The organism is Bordetella pertussis 18323 (assembly GCF_000306945.1).
GTDB lineage: Bacteria > Pseudomonadota > Gammaproteobacteria > Burkholderiales > Burkholderiaceae_B > Bordetella > Bordetella pertussis.
In genome coordinates, this window is the sequence record NC_018518.1 from 2,546,543 (window position 1) to 2,567,218 (window position 20,676).

A 20,676-nucleotide genomic window follows, 5' to 3' on the forward strand; every position below is an offset into this window, starting at 1 on the left:
GCGCGGGCATTCAGTGGGGCTTGAAGTAATCGAACGGCTCGCGGCAGGCGACGCAACGGTACAGCGCCTTGCAGGAGGTCGATCCGAAATGGCTGATCAGCCGCGTATCGAGCGAACCGCAGTGCGGGCATTCGATGGCGGGCGCGGCGCGGCGCCGGCTGATGCCGGAAATATCGACGGCGCGCTCGACCGGCGCGGCGATGCCGTACTGCCTGAGCGCGGCGCGGCCGCGCGCGGTCATCCAGTCAGTGGTCCAGGCCGGCGCCAGGCGCGTCTCGATCCGCACGCTGGCCAGGCCGTGGCCGGCCAGCGTGGTCTCGATGTCGTGGGTGATTTCGCGCATGGCCGGACAGCCCGAGTACGTGGGCGTGATGGTGACCACGCAGGTATCGCCGTCCCAGCCGATGTCGCGCACCACGCCGAGATCCACCACCGACAGCACGGGGATCTCCAGGTCGGGCACGCTTTCCAGCCAGGCCAGCACCTGGCCGGCCGGCACCCTGGGCAAGGCGTTCACCACGAGGCTCCGGGATAGGCGCGCTGCAGGTGCTGCATCTCGGCCAGGATGTAGCCCAGGTGCTCGGTATGGCGCCCCTGCCGTCCGCCGCGATGGGCGGGATGGAAGGCCTCGTCCTCCTGCGGCATGGCCAGGGTGGCCTCGTCCAGCACTTCGCGCACCTGCGCCAGCCACTCGTCGCGCAGGCTGGACAGCTCGCAGGCGATGCCGCGCGCGGCAAGATCCTGGTCGATGGCATCGTCGACGAACATCTCGCCCACGTAGGGCCAGGCCGCGTCGATCGCCGCCTGCATCCGCGCGTGGCTGAGCGCCGTGCCATCGCCCAGCCGCACCACCAGGTCGGCGGAACGGCGCGCGTGGTAGGTGACCTCCTTCAACGCCTTGGCGGCAATCGCCGCCACGCGTTCGTCGGCCGACCTGGCCAGGCGGATCAGCAGGAAGTAGTGCCAGGTGTCGAACAGGAACTGGCGCGCCATGGTGTCGCCATAGTGGCCATTGGGCCGCTCGACCAGCAGCAGGTTGCGGAACTGCGGCGCATCGCGCAGGTAGGCCAGCCGGTCCTCGTCGCGCCCGGCCCCCTCGACCTCGCCGGCCAGCGTCAGCCACATGCGGGCCTGGCCCAGCAGGTCGAGCGCGGTATTGGTCAGCGCCAGGTCCTCTTCCAGCACGGGCCCGTGGCCGCACCACTGGCCCAGGCGCTGCGACAGCACCAGGGTGGTGTCGCCCAGCCGCAGCAGGTACTCAAACAATGACTTGTCCATATTCGCCGCCCCGCCCTACATGTGCTTGATTTCGTCGGGCATCGGGAAAAACGTCGGATGCCGGTAGACCTTGCTGTTGGCGGGTTCGAACAGCGGCTCCTTGTCGCCCGGGCTGCTGGCCACGATGTCGGCCGCGCGCACGACCCAGATGCTCAGGCCCTCGTTGCGGCGCGTATAGACATCGCGCGCATGGTTGATGGCCATTTCGGTGTCGGGCGCGTGCAGGCTGCCCACATGCTTGTGGGCCAGGCCATGCTGGCTGCGGATGAATACTTCCCAGAGAGGCCAATCTTTGCTCATGATGCGTATCCCTGGCGCGCCGCCTGGGCGCGCCGAAACTGGAATGGAGAAACCGGCGGCGCCGTCAGGCCGCCTTGCGGCGCGCCTGCTTGTCGGCGTGGGCGGCCATTGCCTCGCGCACCCAGGCGCCATCCTCGTGCGCCTTGACGCGGGCGGCCAGGCGTTCGCGGTTGCACGGGCCATGGCCCTTGATCACCGCGTAGAACTCGTCCCAGTCGATCGCGCCGAAATCGTAATGGCCGCGCTCGGCGTTCCACTTCAGGTCAGGATCGGGCACCGTCAGCCCCAGGTACTCGGCCTGCGGCACGGTCTGGTCGACCATTTTCTGGCGCAATTCGTCGTTGGAGAACAGCTTGATCTTCCATTGCATCGACTGCGCGCTGTTGGGCGAGTCGGCGTCGGAGGGGCCGAACATCATCAGCGCCGGCCACCACCAGCGATTGAACGCCTCCTGGCACATGGCCTTCTGCTCGGGCGTGCCGTGCAGGCACATCTGGATCAGCAGATCGTAGCCCTGGCGCTGGTGGAACGACTCTTCCTTGCACACGCGCACCATGGCGCGCGCGTAGGGGCCGTACGAACATCGGCACAGCGGGATCTGGTTGATGATGGCCGAGCCATCGACCAGCCAGCCGATCATGCCGATATCGGCCCATGTCAGGGTGGGATAGTTGAAGATGCTGGAGTACTTGGCGCGGCCCGTGTGCAGATCGTCGATCAGGTCCTCGCGCGAAACGCCCAGCGTCTCGGCCGCGCTGTAGAGATACAGGCCGTGCCCGGCCTCGTCCTGCACCTTGGCCAGCAGGATCGCCTTGCGCTTGAGCGACGGCGCGCGGGTGATCCAGTTGCCCTCGGGCAGCATGCCGACGATCTCGGAATGGGCGTGCTGGGAAATCTGGCGCACCAAGGTCTTGCGATAGGCCTCGGGCATCCAGTCCTTGGGTTCGATGCGCACCCCGTCGTCGATACGGCGCTGGAACGCCTGCTCGGGGCCTTCCAGCTGATCGACATGCTTGACCTTGCCGACCCCGGTTTCGACCAATTGAGCGTACATATCTGTCTCCTGCGGCGGGGCTGCGCCAGGCGCTGGCGCGCCCGGACTTTCCGCCGTCTCATGCATGGGATTATTTAATACAAAAAATCCATTGTCAAACCTATTTCTGTATCACATTGGATTTATGTATCATGTCATGAATCCTCGTATCCGCCCGGCCTACGCCCACACATGGCAAGCACTCCGTCACCGCTGGACCGCTTTCTCTCCCGTCTGCTGAAAAACGATCCGCCCCGCGCCAAATCGCTGTGCGTCAGCCTGCTGGGCGACGCGCTGGCGCCGCACGGCGGCGCCATCTGGCTGGGCGACCTGATCGAGCTGCTGGCCCCTATCGGCATCAACGAACGCCTGCTACGCACCAGCGTGTTCAGGCTGGTCGCGCAGGGCTGGCTGCAATCCGAGCGCCATGGACGGCGCAGCCTGTATCTGTTGTCGGAACACGGCCTGCGCCACACCGCGCACGCCTCGCAGCGCATCTATGACGGGCCGGCGCGCGCCTGGAACGGCGAATGGACACTGGTGGCGCTGCCGCGCGCCGGCAACAATGGCCTGGCCGAGCGGGGCGAGCTGCGCCGCGAACTGCTCTGGGAAGGGTTCGGCATGGTGGCCCCGGGCCTGTTCGCCCACCCGCAGACCGAAGCGCGCGCCGCGCACGATATCCTCGAAAAGCTGGGTATCCCCGACAAGGCCCTGGTGCTGTCGGCGCGCGACCAGGCCGGCGCCGGCGGCCTGCCGATCGCCAGCCTGGCGGGACAATGCTGGAATCTCGATGAGGTGGCGGACCAATACCGCCTGTTCTCGCGCAATTTCGGCCCGGTGGAAAAACTGCTGGATCCGCCCCCCACCCCCGCGCAGGCCTTCGCGGTGCGGGTGCTGTTGCTGCACAACTGGCAGCGCATCGTGCTGCACGATCCGCAGCTGCCCACCCCCATGGAACCGGACGGCTGGCCCGGCAACGCGGCCCGCGCACTGTGCCGGCGCATCTACTGGCAAGTCTTCGACGCCTCGGAACGCCACCTGGATGCCGTGGCCGGCCGCGAGAACGCGCGCTATCGGCCGGCCCAGGCCGACATCATGGGCCGCTTCGGCGGGCGGCCGTAGCCGTCGCCTGCCCGCACGGGCCGACGGCCTCGGCCAGGAAAGCCGGCGTCAAACCAAGCAGGGACAGATACTGTTCGCCGCACCAGGCCGCGGCGCCCGGTGCGCGCAGGGCGGCCGGCACGCCGATGAACGACAGGGTCCAGGTGGCCCGCACCGGGCGGCCCGGCGGATCACCCAGCGGCTGGCCACTGGCCGCGCTCAGGCCGCTGGGCACATCCAGCGCCAGCACCGGCACGCGCCAGGCGTTGACCTGGTCGATCAGCCCCTGCCATGCCCCATCCAGCGGACGGGCCAGGCCGATGCCGAACAAACCGTCGATGACCAGCGCCGGCGCATGAGCCGGCAGATCGGCGCTGGCCTGGCCGCCGGCGGCGCACCAATCTTGCCAGGCCCGGCGCGCATCGTCAGGCAGGCGCGCCGGGCCGGCGGGCATGACGACCGCGACCCGATAGCCGCGCGCCTGCAGCAGCGTGGCCGCCACCAGCGCGTCGCCGCCATTGTTGCCCGGTCCGGCCAGGGCCAGCACCTGCGCGCCGGCCGGCAGGCGGGCCGCGACGAAATCGGCGGCGGCCAAGCCTGCGCGCGGCATCAGCGCCAGCCCGCGACGATGCGCCAGCCGTTCGACGGCGCGGACCTGCTCGACGCGCTCGATGTCCATGGCGCCCTGCCGTTCGATGCCGCGCCGGCCTGCTCAGACCTTGAGCAGGTGCTCGCGGTAATACTTGAGTTCGTCGATGGATTCGTAGATGTCGGCCAGCGCCTCGTGGCGGCTTTTCTTGTCGAATCCCTTGTAGACCGCGGGCGCCCAGCGCCGCGCCAGCTCCTTCAGGGTGCTGACATCCAGGTTGCGGTAATGGAAGAAGCGCTCCAGGTTGGGCATGTAGGCGTACATGAAGCGCCGGTCCTGGCTGATGGTATTGCCACACAGCGGCGACTTGCCCGCGGGCACGTGCTCGGCCAGGAATTCGAGCAGGATCTGCTCGGCCTGGGCCTCGCCCAGCGTCGATGCCTTGACCTTCTCGATCAGGCCGCTCTTGCCATGGGTGGACTTGTTCCAGTTGTCCATGGCGTCGAGCAGGCTGTCGGGCTGGTGCACCACCAGCACCGGGCCTTCGGCCACCACGGTGAGATCGGCCTCGGTCACGACCACCGCCACCTCGATGATGCGCTCTTTCTCGGGATCGAGCCCGGTCATTTCCATATCGAGCCAGACCAGGCGGTTTTCGTTCGCAGCCATATAATTTGCCTTTAAAACGCACCATTTTCGCATAACCCTGCCCCGTGACCGCACCCGTGCCCCTTTTCACGCTTTTCTTCGTTGTCCTGCTGCTGGCCGATATCGGCGTGCGCCTGTGGCTGGCCACCCGCCAGATCCGCCACGTGGCGGCCAACCGCCAATCCGTCCCGCCCGAGTTCGCCCCGCGCATCGGGCTGCACAGCCACCAGCGCGCGGCCGACTACACCGTGGCGCGCGTGCGCCTGGGCATGCTCGAACGCGTCTACGACGCGGCCATCCTGGTGGCGCTGACGCTGCTGGGCGGCCTGCAGTTCATCGACCTGTGGCTGGGGCAGCTGACCCAGCACGACTTCCTGCGCCAATTGCTGCTGCTGGCCTGCGTGCCGCTGTTGCTGGGCCTGCTCGGCCTGCCCTTCACCCTGTGGCGGCAATTCCGCCTGGAGGGGCGCTTCGGCTTCAACCGCATGACGCCCGCCCTGTTTTTCAGCGATGCCGTCAAGGGCGTGCTGGTGGCCCTGGTCCTGGGCCTGCCGCTGGCCGCCGCCGTGCTGTGGCTGATGGCCGGCGCCGGCGCCTACTGGTGGCTGTGGGCCTGGGGCCTGTGGCTGGGCTACAACCTGCTGCTGCTGCTCATCTATCCCACCTTCATCGCGCCGCTGTTCAACAAGTTCACCCCGCTCAACGACCCCGAACTGGCCGGCCGCATCCGCCAGTTGGCGCAGCGCTGCGGCTTTGCCCTGAACGGGCTGTTCGTGATGGACGGCTCGCGCCGCTCGGCCCACGGCAACGCCTACTTCACCGGGTTCGGCAAATCGCGCCGCATCGTCTTCTTCGATACCCTGCTCGCGCGCCTGAACGGCGACGAGATCGAAGCGGTGCTGGCCCACGAGCTGGGCCACTTCGCGCGCCGCCACATCATCAAGCGGCTGGCGCTCAGCTTTGCCGGCGCGCTGGTCTTCTTCGCCGCGCTGGGCTGGCTGGCCCGCCAGCCCTGGTTCTACGAAGGACTGGGCGTCCTGCCCAACCTGGGCGGACGCAACGACGCCATGGCGCTGGTGCTGTTCTTCCTGGTCGTGCCGGTGTTCACCTTCATGCTGACCCCGCTGGCCAGCTGGTACTCGCGCCGCGACGAATTCGAGGCCGACCGCTACGCCGCGGCCCAGAGTTCGCCGGATCGGTTGGTATCGGCGCTGGTCAAACTGTACGATGACAACGCCGCCACCCTGACGCCCGATCCTGTGCACTCCGCCTTCTACGACAGCCATCCTCCAGCCGCGGTACGCATCCGCCACCTGATGGCGGGCGCATGAGCAGCAACCAGGCCGAAGGCCTGATCATCGCCGCCCACGGTCGCCACTACACCGTGGAGCTGGCCGACGGCTCGTTGCGGCAGTGCTTTCCGCGCGGCAAGAAGAACGGCCCGGCCGTCGGCGACCGCGTGCGCATCACCCCGCAAGGCCGCGACGAAGGCGCCATCGAAGCCGTGCTGCCGCGGCGCAACCTGCTGTTTCGCTCCGACGAAATGCGCGTCAAGCAATTCGCCGCCAACGTCGACCAATTGCTGATCGTCGTGGCGGTCGAACCCACCTTCGCGGACGACCTGACCGGCCGCTCCCTGGCCGGCGCCTGGAGCGCCGACATCGAGCCGGTGATCGTGCTCAACAAGATAGACCTGCCCAACGGACTGGACGCCGCGCGCGCGCGCCTGGAGCCGCTGCGCCGGCTGGGCGTGCCCGTCATCGAATTGAGCGCGCAGGACCACGCCATGGTGCACGAGCGCCTGGCGCCACGGCTGGCCGGGCGCACCAGCCTGCTGCTGGGCCAGAGCGGCATGGGCAAGTCCACCCTGCTCAACACGCTGGTGCCGCACGCCCAGGCCGCCACGCGCGAATATTCGGCGGCGCTGGACATGGGCCGCCACACCACCACCAGCACGCGGCTCTACCACCTGCCCGAACCCGGCGGCGACCTGATCGACTCGCCGGGCTTCCAGGCGTTCGGCCTGCAGCACCTCAACGGCGAACAGATCCTGCGCGGCTTCCCGGAATTCGCCCCGCATATCGAGCACTGCCGCTTCTACAACTGCACCCATCGCCACGAGCCCGGCTGCGGCGTCCTGGCAGCGCTGCAAGCCGGCCAGATCGACGCCGGCCGCTACGCGCTGTACCTGCGCATCCTGGACGAAAACGCGGCCGCGCGCCCCTACTGAAACCCTCAGGTGCCTGTCCCCACGAGGACAGGCACCTGCCGACTCCCGGGGTGCCTTGTATCTTTCCTCCGGTGGTGATTAGCTATCACCACCGCGCGCCGATGACCGCGAGTTGGTGCCCAAAGCGAGGACTTTGTGGGACAGATAGCGGCTCGGCAGCGCACTGCTGGGCCGGCGAGACACTGGACGGTATCGTAGGGCGAGGACCCTGTATGTACAAGGCAAGTGGGCGCAGTGGCTGACAGCAGTTTGTTATCTGCAGGAGGCCAAGTCCATGTTTTCATAGGTATTGATGTATCAAAGGCCAAGCTGGATTGCACGTTGCTGACGGCTGAGGCTGACAAGCGTAAGACCAAGGTGGTGGTCAACACCGCCGCGGGCGTACAAGCCCTGCTGGCGTGGTGCGCCAAACACGGCGCACAGCCGGCGCAGTTGCACGCCATCCTGGAGCCTACGGGTCTGTATCACGAGCAAGCGGCCACGGCGCTGCCCCAGGAACGACAGGCTGGCCTCGGCGATGATGGCGGTGGCGATGGTGATGGTGGCCTGCACGATCAGCGGCGGCATGACATTGGGAAAGACGTGGCGGCCGATGATGCGCAGGTCCGAGGCGCCCAGGGCGCGCGCGCTCTGCACGTAGTCCTCGTTCTTGACCGCCAGCACCTGGCCGCGCGTGAGCCGGATGAACTTGGGCGCGGCCGATACGCCGATGGCGATCATGGCGTTGGTCAGGCTGGGCCCCAGGAAGGCGGCCAGCGCGATCGCCAGGATCAGGAACGGGATAGCCAGCAGCGCTTCGGTGGCGCGCGAGATGACGCTGTCGGTCCAGCCGCCGAAATAGCCGGCGGCCAGTCCGAACGGCACCCCCACCGCCAGGGCGATCAGCACCGACACCATGCCCGCCATCAGCGAGGCGCGCGCGCCGTACACCATGCGGCTGAAGATGTCCCGGCCCAGTTCATCGGTGCCCATCCAGAACGCCGCCGAGGGCGCCTTGCGGATGGTCATGAAGCTGGTCTGGAACGAGTCGTGGCTGGCCACCCAGGGCGCCAGCAGCGCCAGCACGACGAACGCCAGCACGATGAGCGCGCCGAGCATCGCGATCCGGTTGCGGCGGAACTTGCCCCAGGAGCGGTTGGCGCGGCGCGGCGCGGCCATGCCCGCGCTTGCGATGGGTGCGCTCATGCGTGCCTCAGGCGGGGGTTGACGAGGATGTACAGGATGTCGGCCAGCAGGTTCATGACGATGAAGCCGACCGCCACGCACAGCACCACGCCCTGCACCACGGCGTAGTCGCGGTTGAAGACCGCGTCGACGATCAGCTTGCCGAAGCCCGGGATGGTGAACACCTGCTCGGTCAGCACCGCCCCGGCCAGCAGTTCGCCGAACAGCAGCGTCACCAGCGTCACGATGGGCATCAGCGCGTTGCGCAGCGCGTGGCGCAGCACCACCTTGCGCGGCGCAACGCCCTTGGCGCGCGCGGTGCGCACGTAATCGGCCGACAGCGCCTCCAGCATGGCCGAACGCGTGTGCCGCATCAGGTAGGCGGCGATCGCCGTGGACAGCACCAGGGCCGGCATCAGCATGGTCTTGATGGAAAGCCAGAAGTCCTCCGCCGGCGAGACATACCCCGAGGCCGGCAGCAGCTTCCACTGCACCGAGACCACCATGATGAGGATGATGCCCAGCCAGAAATTGGGAATGGACATGCCCGAGAGCGCCGCCATGTTGGCGCCCATCTCGACCGCCGTGCCCTTGCGCACGGCGGCGACGATGCCCAGGGGAATGCCCACCAGCAGCGCGAACGCCATCGCCATCACGGCCAGCTGCAGGGTCACCGGCAGCTTTTGCGCGATCAGGGTCAGCACCGGCACGTCGGTGCGCATGGACTTGCCCAGGTCGCCCTGCAGCACCTGGGCCACCCAGGCGCCGTACTGCACCGGCAGCGGGTCGTTGAGGCGGTATTTCTCGCGCAGGTAGTCCAGCACCGCGGGATCGCGCTCCTCGCCGGCCAGCGTGAGCACCGGATCGCCGGGCAGGATTTTCTGCAGCATGAAGACGATCATCGACACCAGGATCAGCGTCGGGATCGCCACGACGACGCGTCGCAGGATCAGTTTGAACATGGTCGCCACCGAAAAACGGGCGCGGCGGCGCCCGCGCGCCGCGCCGATCGCGGCAGCCGGCCGCCGCTGCGGCGGCCCGCCGCCCCCACCGTCGCTACTTGGCCAGCGTCACGCCCTTCAGGCGCACCATGCCGTCCGGGTACGGCTTGAAGCCGCGTACGTTCTTGCCCAGCACGAACGGCCACGGCTGGTAGTACAGGTAGATATCGTGCGTGTCGGCCTGCAGCAGCGCCTGGGCCTGGTCGTAGATCGCCTTGCGCTTGGCCTGGTCGGGCACGGTGCGCGCCTCGGCCAGCAGCTTGTCGACCTCGGCATTGCAATAGCGGCCGTCGTTCAGCGCGCCCTTGCAGGTCACGAACTGGTAGATGTTGCCGTCCGGGTCGACCCGGCCCGACCAGCCGCGCATGATCATCTCGAAGTTGCCGGCCTGCGCCTCGTTGAGCATGGCGGCGTATTCGGTGGGCCGCAGGCTCAGCTCGAAGCCGGCCTCGGCCGCCATGGCCTGGATCATTTCGGCGATGGCCGAGGTCGTGGTGTTGTTGCCGAAGGCGAACTCGGCCTTGACCTTCTGCAGGCCGGCTTCCTTGAGCAGCGCGCGGGCGCGCTCGACATCGCGCTTGGGCACCGGGAACTTGTCGCTGTGATAGGGGCTGGCCGGCGGGAACGGCTGGCTGGCCGGGTCGAAGATGCCGCCGCCGACCACTTCGTTGATGATGGCGCGGTCGATCGACAAGGCCAGCGCCTGGCGCACCCGCTTGTCCTTGAACGGATTGGTCTCGGCGCGCTTGCCGTTGCCCGTATTGAAGAAGACCTCCTGGTAACCCAGACCCGACACCGGCATGAACTGCACGCTGGCGTCGTTCTTGACCTGCGGCGCGTCCGAGGGGTTCATGCGCTCCAGGATGTCCAGCCCGCCGGCGCGCAGATTGGACAGGCGCACCGTGGTGTCCGGAATGGGCAGGAATACCAGCTTGTCGAAGTGGTAATCCTTGGCGCCGTAGTACTGGTCGAACTTCTGCAGCACGATGCGGTCGTTCTGCACCCGTTCGACGAACTTGTAGGGGCCCGAGCAGATCGGCTTGCGGCCCACCGCGGCCGCGTCGCCCTCGAAGGCCTTGGGCGAGAGCATCATGCCGGCGCGGTCGGACAACTGCGCCAGCAAGGTGGCGTCGGGGCGCTTGAGCGTCAGCACCAGGGTGGCGGGATCGGGCGCCTCGATTTTCTCGACCGAGGCCAGTTCGCCCTTGCGCATGCTGTCCTGCAGCGTCATGGCGCGCCCCAGGTTGGCGCGCGCCGCGGCGGCGTCGAACTTGCTGCCGTCGTGGAACTGGACATCGGTGCGCAGCTTGAATGTCAGCGTCTTGTTGTCCTCGCTGAAGCTCCACGACTGCGCCAGCTGCGGCACGAATTGCAGCTTCTCGTCGATGTCGACCAGCTTGTCGCACAACGAGGTGAAGACAATGCGGCCCACATAGGTGCGGGCGCGGTGCGGATCGAGCACGTCCGGGTCTTCCTGCAGGCCGATGCGCAGGTCCTGCGCCAGGGCGGCGCCGCCCGCGCCGGCCAGCACGGCCGCGCCCATCATCATGCTCAGGCTCTTGGTCTTGGTCATGTTGTGGATTTCCCCTTGGTGGTCGTGCGCCCGCAGGCGCGTCAGAAGCCTACGGCCTGCCCGTCGCGCCGGCTGTCGCTGGCCGCCACGTAGCCGAGATCGTTGTCGCTTTCCGCCATGCGCCAGATGAACTGGCCGGCGCCGAAGTCCATGTACGGGTCGTCCACCGCCTTGAGGCGGTGGCCCAGGTTCTTCAGCCCCTCGACCGTCGCGCGGTTCATGGTGGACTCGATATCCAGCGTGAAATCGCGGTTGACCTTCCAGCGCGGCGCGCAGCAGGCGGCCTGCGGCTGCTGGTGGTAGTCCAGCATGCGGATGACGGTCTGCAGATGGCCCTGCGGCTGCATGTCGCCGCCCATCACGCCAAAGCTCATGACCGGCTTGCCGCCGCGCGTCAGGAAGCCCGGGATGATGGTGTGGAACGGCCGCTTGCCGCCTTCCACCACGTTGGCCGAGGCCGGGTTCATCGAGAAGCCCACGCCGCGGTTCTGCAGGCTGATGCCGGTGCCCGGCACGACCACGCCCGAACCGAAGCCCATGTAGTTGGACTGGATGAACGAAATCATCATGCCGTTCTCGTCGGCGGCCGTCAGGTAGATGGTGCCGCCGGCATGCGGACGCCCCGCCTCGAAATGCGTGGCGCGGTCCGGGTCGATCAGCCTGGCCCGGCTGTCCAGGTACGCGTCATCGAGCATCTGCTGCGGCGTGACTTCCATGCTGCGCGGATCGGCGACATAGCGGTACAGGTCGGAGAACGCCAGCTTCATGGCCTCGATCTGCAGATGCTGCGACTGCACCGAATCGACCGGCATGTCGGCCAGGTCGAAGCGCTCGCAGATGCCCAGCGCGATCAGCGCGGCGATGCCCTGCCCGTTGGGCGGGATCTCGTGCAACTCGTAGCCGCGGTAGGAGCGGGAAATCGGCTTGACCCACTCGGGGCGGTAATTGCGCAGATCGTCCAGCGTCATGGCGCCGCCGCATTCCTTGCTGAACGCGGCGATGCGCTCGGCCAGCTCGCCCTCGTAGAAGTCGCGTCCGCCCGAGGCGGCGATGCGTCGCAGCGCGTACGCGGCGTCGGGGAAGAGGAAATGCTCGCCCACCCGCGGCGCGCGCCCCTCGGGCATGAACGCCTGGGCGTAGCCCGGCTGCTCGCCCAGCTCGGCGGCCGCGGCGGCCCATTTGTGCGCCACCACGGGCGGCACCGTATAGCCGCGCTCGGCGATCTCGATGGCGGGCTCGAACAACTGCTCGAACGGCAGCTTGCCCAGCTTCTCGTGCAGCGCGGCCCAGCCCGCCACCACGCCGGGCACGGTCACGGCGTCCCAGCCGCGCTTGGGCTGCACGGCCAGCCCGTCCGGGCCGGTGCCGTACTTGCGCTTGAAATACTCCACATTCCACGCCGCCGGCGCCACGCCCGACGAGTTCAGGCCGTGCAATTGCCGGCCATCCCAGACGATGGCGAAGCAGTCGCCGCCCAGTCCACAGGACACCGGCTCGACCAGCACGATGGTCGCCGCCGCCGCGATGGCCGCATCGACCGCGTTGCCGCCCTTGAGCAGCATACGCAGGCCGGCCTGCGCCGCCAGCGGGTGCGAGGTGGACACGACATTGCGGGCGAAGACGGGAATGCGGGTGGACGGGTACGGATTGACCCAATTGAAGGCTTTCATCTGATGATCTCTATCGATAGCGCGGGCACAAGTTGAACCCGATGACGTTACTCTCGTGATCTAATTAAATCAATTTGATTTTTTGTTCCGTCATTCAAAATATTTTTATGAGTAGCATACGGTTCCTGCGTACCTTCCTGGCGGTGGCGCAGCACGGCACGTTCTCGGAAGCGGCCGAGCAGGTGGCGCTGACGCAGGCCGCGGTCAGCTTCCAGATGCGTGCGCTGGAAGCCGAGCTGGGCCGCGAGCTGTTCGACCGCGGCGGGCGGCTCGCCATCCTGAATGCGGCGGGGCGCGAACTGGTGCCGGAGATCAAGCGGCTGCTTGATTTATACGACCACCTGAAGGCGCCGCGCAACGTGCCGGGCGAGCTGGCCGGCTCGGTCTCGGTGGGCGCCATCGTGTCGTGCATGGGCACCCTGTCCAAGGTGGTTTCGCAGTTGAAGCGCGATCATCCGGCGCTGGACGTGCGCGTGTTCTCCGGCAAGGCCAGCGAACTGGCCGGCAAGGTCGAGGCCGGCGAGCTGGACGCGGCCCTGGTGGTCGAGGCCGGCCGCAAGATGGCCAGCACGCGCTGGACGCCCCTGTACGAAGAGCCGCTGGTCGTGCTGGCGCACCCCCACGCGCCCGGCGCCGACGCGCGCGAAGTGCTGGCCGCCAATCCGTTCCTGCGCTTTGACCGCACCCAGCGCACCGGGCGCCAGATCGACCGCATCGTGCGCCGGCTGGGCGGCGGCCTGAACGAGTTCCTCGAACTCAACGCCATCGAAACCCTGGTGGAACTGGTGCGCCAGGAGGTGGGCGTGACCCTGCTGCCGCTGCTCAACGGCGCCAACTGGCAAGCCAGCCCGCAGTTGCGCGTGCTGCCCCTGCCCGCCGAACTGGGCCCGGCGGTGCGCGCCATCGGCATGATCGAGCGGCGCGACCACGCGCGGCTGGCCGTCACCGCCGAGATCTGCGCCCAGTGCGGCGCGCTGTTCGGCCGCTGAGAACCGCGACAGACCCGAGCGCCCCCGCCCGCGCGTACTATCACCGTGCACACCGTCTCCAGGAATCCATCCATGCTTCCCATCGTCATCGTCTCGGGGCCGCCCGGTTCGGGCAAGACCACCGCGTGCGGCCTGCTGGCGCAGGCCGACCCGCAGGGCCTGCACCTGCCGTCCGACCTGTTCTATGGCTTTCCGGCCCACCCCATCCCGCCCTACCGCCCCCAGGCCGATGCCCAGAACGCCGCGGTCATCCGCGCGGTATGCCGCAGCGCGGCGTCGTTCGCCGCCGACGGCTATCGCGTCTACCTGGACGGCATCTTCGGACCGTGGTTCCTGCCCCTCATCGCCGCGCAATTGCAGGCGGCGCGCTGCCCGGCCGCCTACGCCTTGCTGGATATCGGCCTGGACGAAGCCCTGGCGCGCGTCGAGCAGCGCAGCGGGCCCGGACAGGCGTCGATGGTGCGGACCATGCACGATGCGTTCCGCGCGGCCGGCAGCCTGGCCGGCCACCGCGTCGTCACGGCGGGCCGGCCGGCCGCCGAGATCGCGGACGAGATCGCCGGGCGATTGCAGGCCGGCGCGCTGGCGTTGGACCTGGCCCGCTGGGCGCCAGGCTGACCGCGGCAGGTGCGGGGGCGCAAGGTGCCTGTCCCCGCGGGAGAGCGACACCTGCGGCCAGGGTGCCTGTCCCCGCCGGGACAGGCACACTGTCGGGGACAGGCACCGGGAGTTACGGCTTTATCGTGATATACCCCACCGAGGCGCCGAAGCCGTCGCGGTAGCTGGCCTTGACCAGCGGGTCCAGCGTGGCGCGCACGACGGCGTGGACGCCGCCCCAGTCGGCGGCGTGCTGGAAGTTGCTGGTGATGTAGGTCCAGCCGTTGATCTCGTCGACCGCCTGCAGGCCGGTGGACTCGCCGCCGGCCGGGCACGACAGGATGCGCGAGAGTGCCCCGCTGTCGACGTTGTAGGCCCACAGGAAGTTGTTGACGTGGCCGTTGCTGTCCTCGCCGATGAACAGCGTGCGCAGCTTCTCCGAAAACTTGATGTTGTCGGGATTGGAGATGCGGTCGGCGTGGTGGCGGTTGCCCAGGGCGTCGGGCGCGGCCAGTTTCTCGCCGACCAGGGCCGGCACCGCCGCCATGTCCACCGGCACCCACTCGCTGTCGATCGCCGTGCCGGCGCTATCGCGCTGGCCGCCGCGCAGGTTCAGCGCGTACACCGCGCCCGGCTCGGGGCCCTGCACGCGCAGGTCGGGCGAGGTGCCGTCCACCATCGAGGTCTCGATGCGCGACATGGCGCTGTAGGCGATGCGGTCGCGCGCATTGACGGTGGTGCCTTCCATCTTGGAAAACGCCATCGTGCCGCCCGCCAGGGCCGCGTAGCGGTGCGTTTCCAGGAAGGCCGCGCCTGCTCGCGGCCCGGCGCCAGCCTGACCCAGTTGGCCTTGCCGTTGACGCGTATCGCCTTGAAGGCCGGGTCGCCCGGATCCGCGGTGCGCACGTCCATGATGTCGGCCGCCGTCAGGGTATCGGCCAGCGCCTCGATGTCGGCGCTGCGGGCATGGCCCAGGTTGATCCAGCCCAGCGTGCCGGCCCCCGGGCCCTCGCCCGAGGTCTGGCGCCACTTGGCGACGTAAAGCGTGCCGGCCGACAGATCGGCCTTGCGGTCGGCCACGAACATGAACAGCCCGCCGTTGGTGGCGTCGTCGCCCATCAGACAGGTGCGCTGGTCGGGCATGACCTGGATCAGCTCGTGCGAGATGCGGCCCAGGCAATAGTGCTTCCTGATGGTGCCGGTGCCGTCCGGGTGGACCACCACTTCGGGCAGGTGCCCATAGTGATACGGATTGGCCTTGGCCGCATCGCCGTACAGGTTGCGGCTGAAGCCCTGGAACTGCGCCGAGGCGCGCGCGGTGGTCGCGTCCGGCTCGTATTCCTCGCTGGCCAGATGGGTGTTCCACGGCGACAGGCTCGCGCCGCAGGTGATCCACAGGCCGTGGGCCGGGGCGGTATCGACCGGGCTGTACTTGACCAGCGCCAGCCTGCCGGTGGCCGGATCCTGCGCCAGGGTCAGCACCGCGATGGGCGACGGCAGCAGGCCGTACATGGACTCGCCCTTCTGGTTGTGCGAGGCGTACTCGAACTGCACCACGGCGAACACCGTATTGCCCTTGACGCCCGGCACCCGGGCCGACGGCAGGGCCAGCAGGGACATGCCGTCGGGGCAGTCGGAAAAGAACTGGCGCGCCTTGCCGGGCACCGAGCTGTCCATGATGGGTCGGCCATGGATATCGAGATAGCCGCCCGCGACCAGGGTCGCGCCCTGGCCATCGGGCACGCTGTCGCCGGTCATGAAGAACGGTTCGTACCTCAGCTGGAACGTCTGCCTGCCGCCGTCGCTGAAGCTGACCTCCAGGGTCGACTCGACGGTGGTGACGGCCATTTTTTCCGGCGCGTCCAGCGACGGCGCGGCCATGGACGTGAAGGCGGCCGCCGCGAAATCGCCCCGCGGCCCGGCGCCGCGCGCGGCGGCCCGTGCGCCGTCGGCGCCGGCCCTGCAGCCGGCCAGCAGCGTGGCCGCGCCCACGGCGCCCAGCGGCAGCATGGGCGCGCCGCCCAGCATCTTCAGCACCAGGCGGCGCTTGCTCATCGTCGGTTCGTGCATGCCAGTATTCCCTCCGGATCGCGTGGTGGCGTGGGTATGACCCCCCGCATCCTAGCGATCCGCGATGACAATTCCGCTGCACTGCGCGAGGCGCCCGGCCCCGCCCTGCCGATGTCCTAAGCGTCGCGCCACTTGTCGATCAGGCGGCGGTCGCGCTTGGTCGGACGGCCGGCGACGATATCCATGGCGGGCTCGGGCGCCAGCCGCCGCATCTCGGCGGCCCGCTCGCGCGCCGCCGCGCTTTCCGGCGTTTCCTCGTACAGCTGCCGCGCCACCGGCGCCGGACCGCGCACGCCGCTGACCGCGCAGACCCGCACATGGATGGGCGGATCTTCCTTGCGGATGCACACCACGTCGCCCGGCGCCACCTCGCGCGCCGGCTTGGCCGGCTGCCCGTTGACCTGCCCTTGCCGATTTCCTGCACCGCCAGGCTGCGCGTCTTGTAGAAGCGCGCCGCCCATAGCCATTTGTCCAGCCGTATCTTGTCCATCTGCCGTCGCTCCGCTGCCTTTCTGATCTAATGCGTGGCCGGATGGCCGTCATGGCCGCCGCCGCGCCCCCACAGGAGCCCCGCCTTGACCCGCATCAATTGTGTCCCCGTCGAAGAACTGAGCGGCCCGCACCTGGTCGCCGAATACCGCGAACTGCCGCGGGTTTTCGCGCTGGCGCACAAGGCCGCCGCGCGCGGCGCGCTGGTGCAGCCGGCCGCCTACACGCTGGGCAAGGGCCATCTGCTGTTCTTCTACACCCGCCTGGGCTATCTGGCCAGGCGGCACCGCGCGCTGGTCGAGGAAATGCGGCGCCGCGGCTATCGGCCGGCATTCGCCGGCGTCACGCGCGAGGACTTTGCGGATATTCCCGCGCCGTTCTGGAACGACCGGACCCCGACCGAGGAGGCCCTGGCGCTCAACCGCGCGCGCATTGCCGCGCGCGGCGGCGGCAAGGCCTAGCGGCCCGGCGCCTGGCGCGAACGCCTACAGCGCCTCTTCGTCGCTCTCGCCGGTGCGGATGCGGATGGCCTGTTCGACCGGGGTCACGAAGATCTTGCCGTCGCCGATCTTGCCGGTGCGCGCGGCCTTGACGATGGCCTCGATGGCCGGATCGACCATGTCGTCGGCCAGCACGACCTCGACGCGGATCTTGGGCAGGAAATCCACCACATACTCGGCGCCGCGATACAGCTCGGTATGGCCCTTCTGGCGGCCGAACCCCTTGACCTCGGTGACGGTCAGGCCGCTGACGCCGACCTCGGCCAGCGCTTCGCGGACTTCGTCCAGCTTGAAGGGTTTGATGATGGCGGTTACTTGTTTCACGTTGTGCTGTCCTGGCTTTTTCTGAATGGGATGCCCGCCGACCTCAAACCGTCTCGCGGAATCCGTTGGTCACAGGATACCGCCAATCACGGCCGAACGCGCGCGGCGTGATGCGGGGCCCGGGCGGGGCCTGGCGCCGCTTGTATTCGTTGATGCGGATCAGCCGCACGACCTGCCCGACCGCCTCGCGCGGAAAGCCGGCGGCCACGATATCGGCCGCCGAGGCGTTGTGTTCCATGTAGCGCTCGATGATGCCGTCGAGGATGTCGTAGGGCGGCAGGCTGTCCTGGTCGGTCTGGTCGGGCCGCAGCTCGGCCGACGGCGGGCGGGTGATGATGCGCTCGGGAATGATGGGCTGGCGCTGGTTGCGCCAGTTCGCCAGGCGGTAGACCAGGGTCTTGGGCACGTCCTTGATGACGGCGAAGCCCCCCGCCATGTCGCCATACAGCGTGCAATAGCCGGTGGTCATTTCGGATTTGTTGCCGGTGGTCAGCACCAGCCGGCCGGTCTTGTTGGACAGCGCCATCAGCAAGGTGCCGCGCGCGCGCGCCTGGATGTTCTCCTCGGTGGCGTCGACCGGCAGGCCGGCGAACTGCGGCGCCAGCGCCGCCTCGAAGCGGTCGACCACCTCGCCGATGGCGATCACGTCGTATTGCACGCCCAGGCGCCGGGCCATGTCGGCGGCGTCGGTCAGGGAGATGTCGGCGGTATAGCGCGAGGGCATCATGACCGCGCGCACGTTGTCCGCGCCCACGGCGTCGACCGCCACCGCCAGCACCACGGCCGAATCGATGCCGCCCGACAGGCCGATGATGGCGCCGGGAAAGTCGTTCTTGCCCAGGTAGTCGCGCACGCCCAGCACCAGCGCGTTCCAGACCTGCTCTTCGAGGCCGTAGGGCTGCACGGCGGCCTGTTCGGTCACCGGGCGCACCGTGCTGCGCGCATCGACCTCGAGCACATTCACGCCTTCGGTGAAATCCGGCAGGCGGGCGCTCATGCGGCCTTGCGCGTCCAGCGCGAACGACGCGCCGTCGAACACCAGTTCGTCCTGGCCGCCGACCAGGTTGGCGTAGATCAGGGCGCAACCGGTGTCCTGCACGCTGCGCCGCGCCACCGACAGGCGCTCTTCCTGCTTGCCGGTGTTGTAGGGCGACGCGTTGGGCACCAGCAGCACCTGCGCCCCGTCGGCCGCCGCCGCGCGCGGCGCGCGCTCGAACCAGATGTCCTCGCAGATGTTCAGGCCGAAGCGCACGCCCTTGACGGTAAAGCCGAAGGCTTCGCCATGGGCGGAGAAATAGCGCTGCTCGTCGAAGACCGAATAATTGGGCAGTTCGCGCTTGCAGTAGCTGCCCAGCACGCGCCCTTCGCACACCACCGTGGCGGCGTTGTACAGGCGGTCCTGGCGCGCCAGCACATGGCCGATCACCACATGCAGGCCGGCCAGGCCGGCCAGGTCCTGGCAAAGCCGCTCGAACACGGCCTGCTGCTCCTGGATGAACCGGGGACGCAGCAGCAGGTCTTCCGGCGGATAGCCGGTCAGAACCAGCTCGGGGGTGACCAGCACGTCGGCGCCCTGCCCGGCCGCCTGCCGCGCCGCTTGCAGCACCCGGGCCGCGTTGCCGGCGAGATCGCCGACGCAGGCGTTGATTTGCGCGATTCCAACCCGGGCAAGGCTCATGAACGACGGTTCCAGAATGGGAAAAAGGGAAAGAAAAATTATCGCACGGGCGCGGCGCCGTCGCCGCGCAGCGCCAGCGGCGCCTCGCCCGCGGCCACCTGCTCGCGCCGGAACTCGTGCAGGGCCGCCTCGCGCATGCCGCCGGCCAGGTTGCCCAGGTCCGAGCCGGAGGGCTCCTGGAACAGCCGCAGCCCCAGCTCGGGCAGGATGGCCAGCAGATGGTCGAAGATGTCGCCCTGGATGCGCTCGTACTCGACCCAGGCGGTGATGGCCGTGAAGCAATAGATCTCGATCGGGATGCCGTTGGGCTGCGGCTCCATCATGCGCACCATCATGGCTATGTCCTGGCGCACCTCGGGGTGCTGGCGCAGGTAGGCCAGCGCATAGCCGCGGAAGGTGCCGATGTTGGTCAGGCGGCGGCGGTTGGCCGGCACCTCGGCCAGTTCGCCCAGCTGGCGGTTGGCCTCCAGCAGCGCGTCCTCCTTGGCCTGCAGGTAGTCGCGCAGCAGCACGAAGCGCTTGAGCCGTCCGCCCTCTTCCTCGTTCATGAAGCGCACGCTGGCCGCGTCCAGCCGCAGGGTGCGCTTGATGCGCCGCCCGCCCGGCTCGAACATGTGGCGGTAGTTGCGGTAGCTTTCGGAAAACAGCTTGTAGGTGGGCACGGTGGTCACCGTGTTGTCCCAGTTCTGCACCTTGACGGTATGCAGCGCGATGTCCTTGACGAAGCCGTCGGCGTTGACCTGCGGCATCTCGATCCAGTCGCCGATGCGCAGCATGTCGTTGGACGTGAGCTGGGTGCTGGCCACCAGCGACAGCAGCGTGTCCTTGAACACCAGCAGCAGCACCGCCGACAGCGCGCCCAGGCCGGAGATCATCCACAGCGGCGAGCGGTCCAGCAGGATGGAGAGCACCAGCACCGCCCCCACCGCGCACAGGATCAGCTTGCCGATCTGGATATAGCCCTTGATCGAGCGCGTCTGCGCCCGCGTGGTGGCCGAATAGGTATCCTGCCAGGCGCTGAGCACGCCGCTGAAGGCCACGAACACGCAGATCCAGGCCCCGGCGTGCGACAGCCGGCCCACGACGGTGACCGCGCGCTCGGCATGCGGCACCAGTTCTATGCCCATGGAGACCACCGCGAACGGCACCGCGTACCAGAAGTTCTGGTAGGCGCGGCGGCGGCTCAGGGCGCGGTCCCAGTCCTCGCGGCCGCTCAGCACCAGCAGCCGGTGGGCGAAATACAGCACGACGCGCGCCACCACCCATTGGACGAACAGCGCCGTCAGCACCAGCACGCCGATGCCGACCAGCGTCTGGCCCCATGCCGTGTCCGGCACATAGTTGTCCAGCGTGGCGACCACGTTCTCCAATTCCTTCGGCAGCACTGCATCCTCCTGAAAGCGCCATGGTGCAGATTATCCGACAAGTCGGCCGGCGCGCCG

Annotated in this window: 19 protein-coding genes and 2 pseudogenes; 6 read left to right on the plus strand and 15 right to left on the minus strand. The window is 68.4% G+C overall.

Annotated features, from left to right (window positions below):
- Positions 1–10: 10 nt before the first annotated feature.
- From paaD to paaA, 4 genes are all read right to left on the minus strand, one after another.
- Positions 11–517, minus strand: a complete 507-nt coding sequence (paaD, locus tag BN118_RS11965; protein ID WP_014905884.1) for a 1,2-phenylacetyl-CoA epoxidase subunit PaaD — start codon at positions 515–517, stop codon at positions 11–13.
- On the minus strand, positions 514–1,278 hold the full coding sequence (paaC, locus tag BN118_RS11970) for a 1,2-phenylacetyl-CoA epoxidase subunit PaaC (protein ID WP_003813293.1): 765 nt from the start codon (positions 1,276–1,278) through the stop codon (positions 514–516). The genes paaD and paaC overlap by 4 nt, the downstream gene beginning before the upstream one ends.
- 15 nt (positions 1,279–1,293) lie before the next feature.
- On the minus strand, positions 1,294–1,578 hold the full coding sequence (gene paaB, locus BN118_RS11975; protein ID WP_010931076.1) for a 1,2-phenylacetyl-CoA epoxidase subunit PaaB: 285 nt from the start codon (positions 1,576–1,578) through the stop codon (positions 1,294–1,296).
- A gap of 64 nt (positions 1,579–1,642) precedes the next feature.
- Positions 1,643–2,632: a 1,2-phenylacetyl-CoA epoxidase subunit PaaA gene (gene paaA, locus BN118_RS11980; RefSeq protein ID WP_003813298.1), complete on the minus strand. Its 990-nt coding sequence runs from the start codon at positions 2,630–2,632 to the stop codon at positions 1,643–1,645.
- 171 nt (positions 2,633–2,803) lie between these two features.
- Here paaA and paaX point away from each other — a divergent pair, with 171 nt between their 5' ends.
- Positions 2,804–3,733 carry a phenylacetic acid degradation operon negative regulatory protein PaaX gene (gene paaX, locus BN118_RS11985; protein WP_010931077.1) on the plus strand — a complete coding sequence of 310 codons (930 nt, stop codon included), beginning with the start codon at positions 2,804–2,806 and terminating at the stop codon, positions 3,731–3,733.
- On the opposite strand, the gene BN118_RS11990 is transcribed toward paaX, so the two are convergent.
- Both BN118_RS11990 and orn read right to left on the minus strand, forming a co-directional pair.
- Positions 3,705–4,391, minus strand: a complete 687-nt coding sequence (locus tag BN118_RS11990; protein WP_003813302.1) for an NAD(P)H-hydrate epimerase — start codon at positions 4,389–4,391, stop codon at positions 3,705–3,707. The genes paaX and BN118_RS11990 overlap by 29 nt on opposite strands.
- 33 nt (positions 4,392–4,424) lie before the next feature.
- Positions 4,425–4,970, minus strand: coding sequence for an oligoribonuclease (gene orn, locus BN118_RS11995; RefSeq protein WP_003813303.1), 546 nt, complete (start codon positions 4,968–4,970; stop codon positions 4,425–4,427).
- Positions 4,971–5,014: 44 nt separating this feature from the next.
- Between orn and BN118_RS12000 the strand changes: the two genes are divergently transcribed.
- Both BN118_RS12000 and rsgA read left to right on the plus strand, forming a co-directional pair.
- A complete protein-coding gene (locus tag BN118_RS12000) occupies positions 5,015–6,280 on the plus strand; it encodes a M48 family metallopeptidase (protein ID WP_003813306.1) in 1,266 nt (421 codons plus the stop codon).
- Positions 6,277–7,179 carry a ribosome small subunit-dependent GTPase A gene (gene rsgA, locus BN118_RS12005; protein WP_003813309.1) on the plus strand — a complete coding sequence of 301 codons (903 nt, stop codon included), beginning with the start codon at positions 6,277–6,279 and terminating at the stop codon, positions 7,177–7,179. The genes BN118_RS12000 and rsgA overlap by 4 nt, the downstream gene beginning before the upstream one ends.
- A gap of 297 nt (positions 7,180–7,476) precedes the next feature.
- Here rsgA and BN118_RS12010 read toward each other — a convergent pair whose 3' ends face one another.
- The 4 genes from BN118_RS12010 to ggt form a co-directional block, all read right to left on the minus strand.
- Positions 7,477–8,364: an ABC transporter permease gene (locus BN118_RS12010; RefSeq protein WP_023853130.1), complete on the minus strand. Its 888-nt coding sequence runs from the start codon at positions 8,362–8,364 to the stop codon at positions 7,477–7,479.
- A complete protein-coding gene (locus tag BN118_RS12015) occupies positions 8,361–9,305 on the minus strand; it encodes an ABC transporter permease (RefSeq protein ID WP_003811980.1) in 945 nt (314 codons plus the stop codon). Before BN118_RS12015 ends, BN118_RS12010 begins: the two co-directional genes overlap by 4 nt.
- A gap of 94 nt (positions 9,306–9,399) precedes the next feature.
- Positions 9,400–10,917 carry an ABC transporter substrate-binding protein gene (locus tag BN118_RS12020; protein ID WP_014905886.1) on the minus strand — a complete coding sequence of 506 codons (1,518 nt, stop codon included), beginning with the start codon at positions 10,915–10,917 and terminating at the stop codon, positions 9,400–9,402.
- Between the two features lie 41 nt (positions 10,918–10,958).
- Positions 10,959–12,587, minus strand: a complete 1,629-nt coding sequence (gene ggt / locus BN118_RS12025) for a gamma-glutamyltransferase (RefSeq protein ID WP_010931080.1) — start codon at positions 12,585–12,587, stop codon at positions 10,959–10,961.
- A gap of 107 nt (positions 12,588–12,694) precedes the next feature.
- On the opposite strand from ggt, the gene BN118_RS12030 reads away from it, so the two are divergent.
- Both BN118_RS12030 and BN118_RS12035 read left to right on the plus strand, forming a co-directional pair.
- Positions 12,695–13,576 carry a LysR family transcriptional regulator gene (locus BN118_RS12030; protein WP_003811986.1) on the plus strand — a complete coding sequence of 294 codons (882 nt, stop codon included), beginning with the start codon at positions 12,695–12,697 and terminating at the stop codon, positions 13,574–13,576.
- A gap of 72 nt (positions 13,577–13,648) precedes the next feature.
- On the plus strand, positions 13,649–14,194 hold the full coding sequence (locus BN118_RS12035; RefSeq protein WP_003811996.1) for an ATP-binding protein: 546 nt from the start codon (positions 13,649–13,651) through the stop codon (positions 14,192–14,194).
- Between the two features lie 112 nt (positions 14,195–14,306).
- On the opposite strand, the pseudogene BN118_RS12040 reads toward BN118_RS12035, so the two are convergent.
- Together BN118_RS12040 and BN118_RS12045 are read right to left on the minus strand one after the other, a co-directional pair.
- Positions 14,307–16,243 (minus strand): annotated as a pseudogene (locus tag BN118_RS12040) (PhoX family protein).
- A 116-nt stretch (positions 16,244–16,359) separates the two neighbouring features.
- Positions 16,360–16,733 (minus strand): annotated as a pseudogene (locus tag BN118_RS12045) (RNA-binding S4 domain-containing protein).
- Between the two features lie 85 nt (positions 16,734–16,818).
- Between BN118_RS12045 and BN118_RS12050 the strand changes: the two are divergent.
- A complete protein-coding gene (locus BN118_RS12050; RefSeq protein WP_014905887.1) occupies positions 16,819–17,193 on the plus strand; it encodes a pyrimidine dimer DNA glycosylase/endonuclease V in 375 nt (124 codons plus the stop codon).
- Between the two features lie 24 nt (positions 17,194–17,217).
- Here BN118_RS12050 and BN118_RS12055 read toward each other — a convergent pair whose 3' ends face one another.
- Genes BN118_RS12055 through BN118_RS12065 form a run of 3 tightly spaced genes read right to left on the minus strand, consistent with a single transcriptional unit; the run spans position 17,218 to position 20,619 of the window.
- Positions 17,218–17,556 (minus strand): P-II family nitrogen regulator, encoded by a 339-nt coding sequence (locus BN118_RS12055; protein WP_003812004.1) that lies wholly within the window; start codon positions 17,554–17,556, stop codon positions 17,218–17,220.
- A 43-nt stretch (positions 17,557–17,599) separates the two neighbouring features.
- Complete coding sequence (locus BN118_RS12060; protein WP_014905888.1) at positions 17,600–19,234, minus strand: NAD+ synthase; 1,635 nt, start codon at positions 19,232–19,234, stop codon at positions 17,600–17,602.
- Between the two features lie 38 nt (positions 19,235–19,272).
- Positions 19,273–20,619, minus strand: coding sequence for a mechanosensitive ion channel family protein (locus tag BN118_RS12065; protein ID WP_014905889.1), 1,347 nt, complete (start codon positions 20,617–20,619; stop codon positions 19,273–19,275).
- Positions 20,620–20,676: the final 57 nt, after the last annotated feature.

Coding starts and splice junctions, on each gene's coding strand:
- orn (WP_003813303.1), bottom strand. CDS start 4,970: ATGGCTGCGAACGAAAACCGCCTGGTCTGGCTCGATATGGAAATGACC.
- BN118_RS12035 (WP_003811996.1), top strand. CDS start 13,649: ATGCTTCCCATCGTCATCGTCTCGGGGCCGCCCGGTTCGGGCAAGACC.
- paaB (WP_010931076.1), bottom strand. CDS start 1,578: ATGAGCAAAGATTGGCCTCTCTGGGAAGTATTCATCCGCAGCCAGCAT.
- BN118_RS11990 (WP_003813302.1), bottom strand. CDS start 4,391: ATGGACATCGAGCGCGTCGAGCAGGTCCGCGCCGTCGAACGGCTGGCG.
- paaA (WP_003813298.1), bottom strand. CDS start 2,632: ATGTACGCTCAATTGGTCGAAACCGGGGTCGGCAAGGTCAAGCATGTC.
- rsgA (WP_003813309.1), top strand. CDS start 6,277: ATGAGCAGCAACCAGGCCGAAGGCCTGATCATCGCCGCCCACGGTCGC.
- paaC (WP_003813293.1), bottom strand. CDS start 1,278: ATGGACAAGTCATTGTTTGAGTACCTGCTGCGGCTGGGCGACACCACC.
- BN118_RS12010 (WP_023853130.1), bottom strand. CDS start 8,364: ATGAGCGCACCCATCGCAAGCGCGGGCATGGCCGCGCCGCGCCGCGCC.
- BN118_RS12060 (WP_014905888.1), bottom strand. CDS start 19,234: ATGAGCCTTGCCCGGGTTGGAATCGCGCAAATCAACGCCTGCGTCGGC.
- BN118_RS12030 (WP_003811986.1), top strand. CDS start 12,695: ATGAGTAGCATACGGTTCCTGCGTACCTTCCTGGCGGTGGCGCAGCAC.
- ggt (WP_010931080.1), bottom strand. CDS start 12,587: ATGAAAGCCTTCAATTGGGTCAATCCGTACCCGTCCACCCGCATTCCC.
- BN118_RS12020 (WP_014905886.1), bottom strand. CDS start 10,917: ATGACCAAGACCAAGAGCCTGAGCATGATGATGGGCGCGGCCGTGCTG.
- BN118_RS12015 (WP_003811980.1), bottom strand. CDS start 9,305: ATGTTCAAACTGATCCTGCGACGCGTCGTCGTGGCGATCCCGACGCTG.
- paaX (WP_010931077.1), top strand. CDS start 2,804: ATGGCAAGCACTCCGTCACCGCTGGACCGCTTTCTCTCCCGTCTGCTG.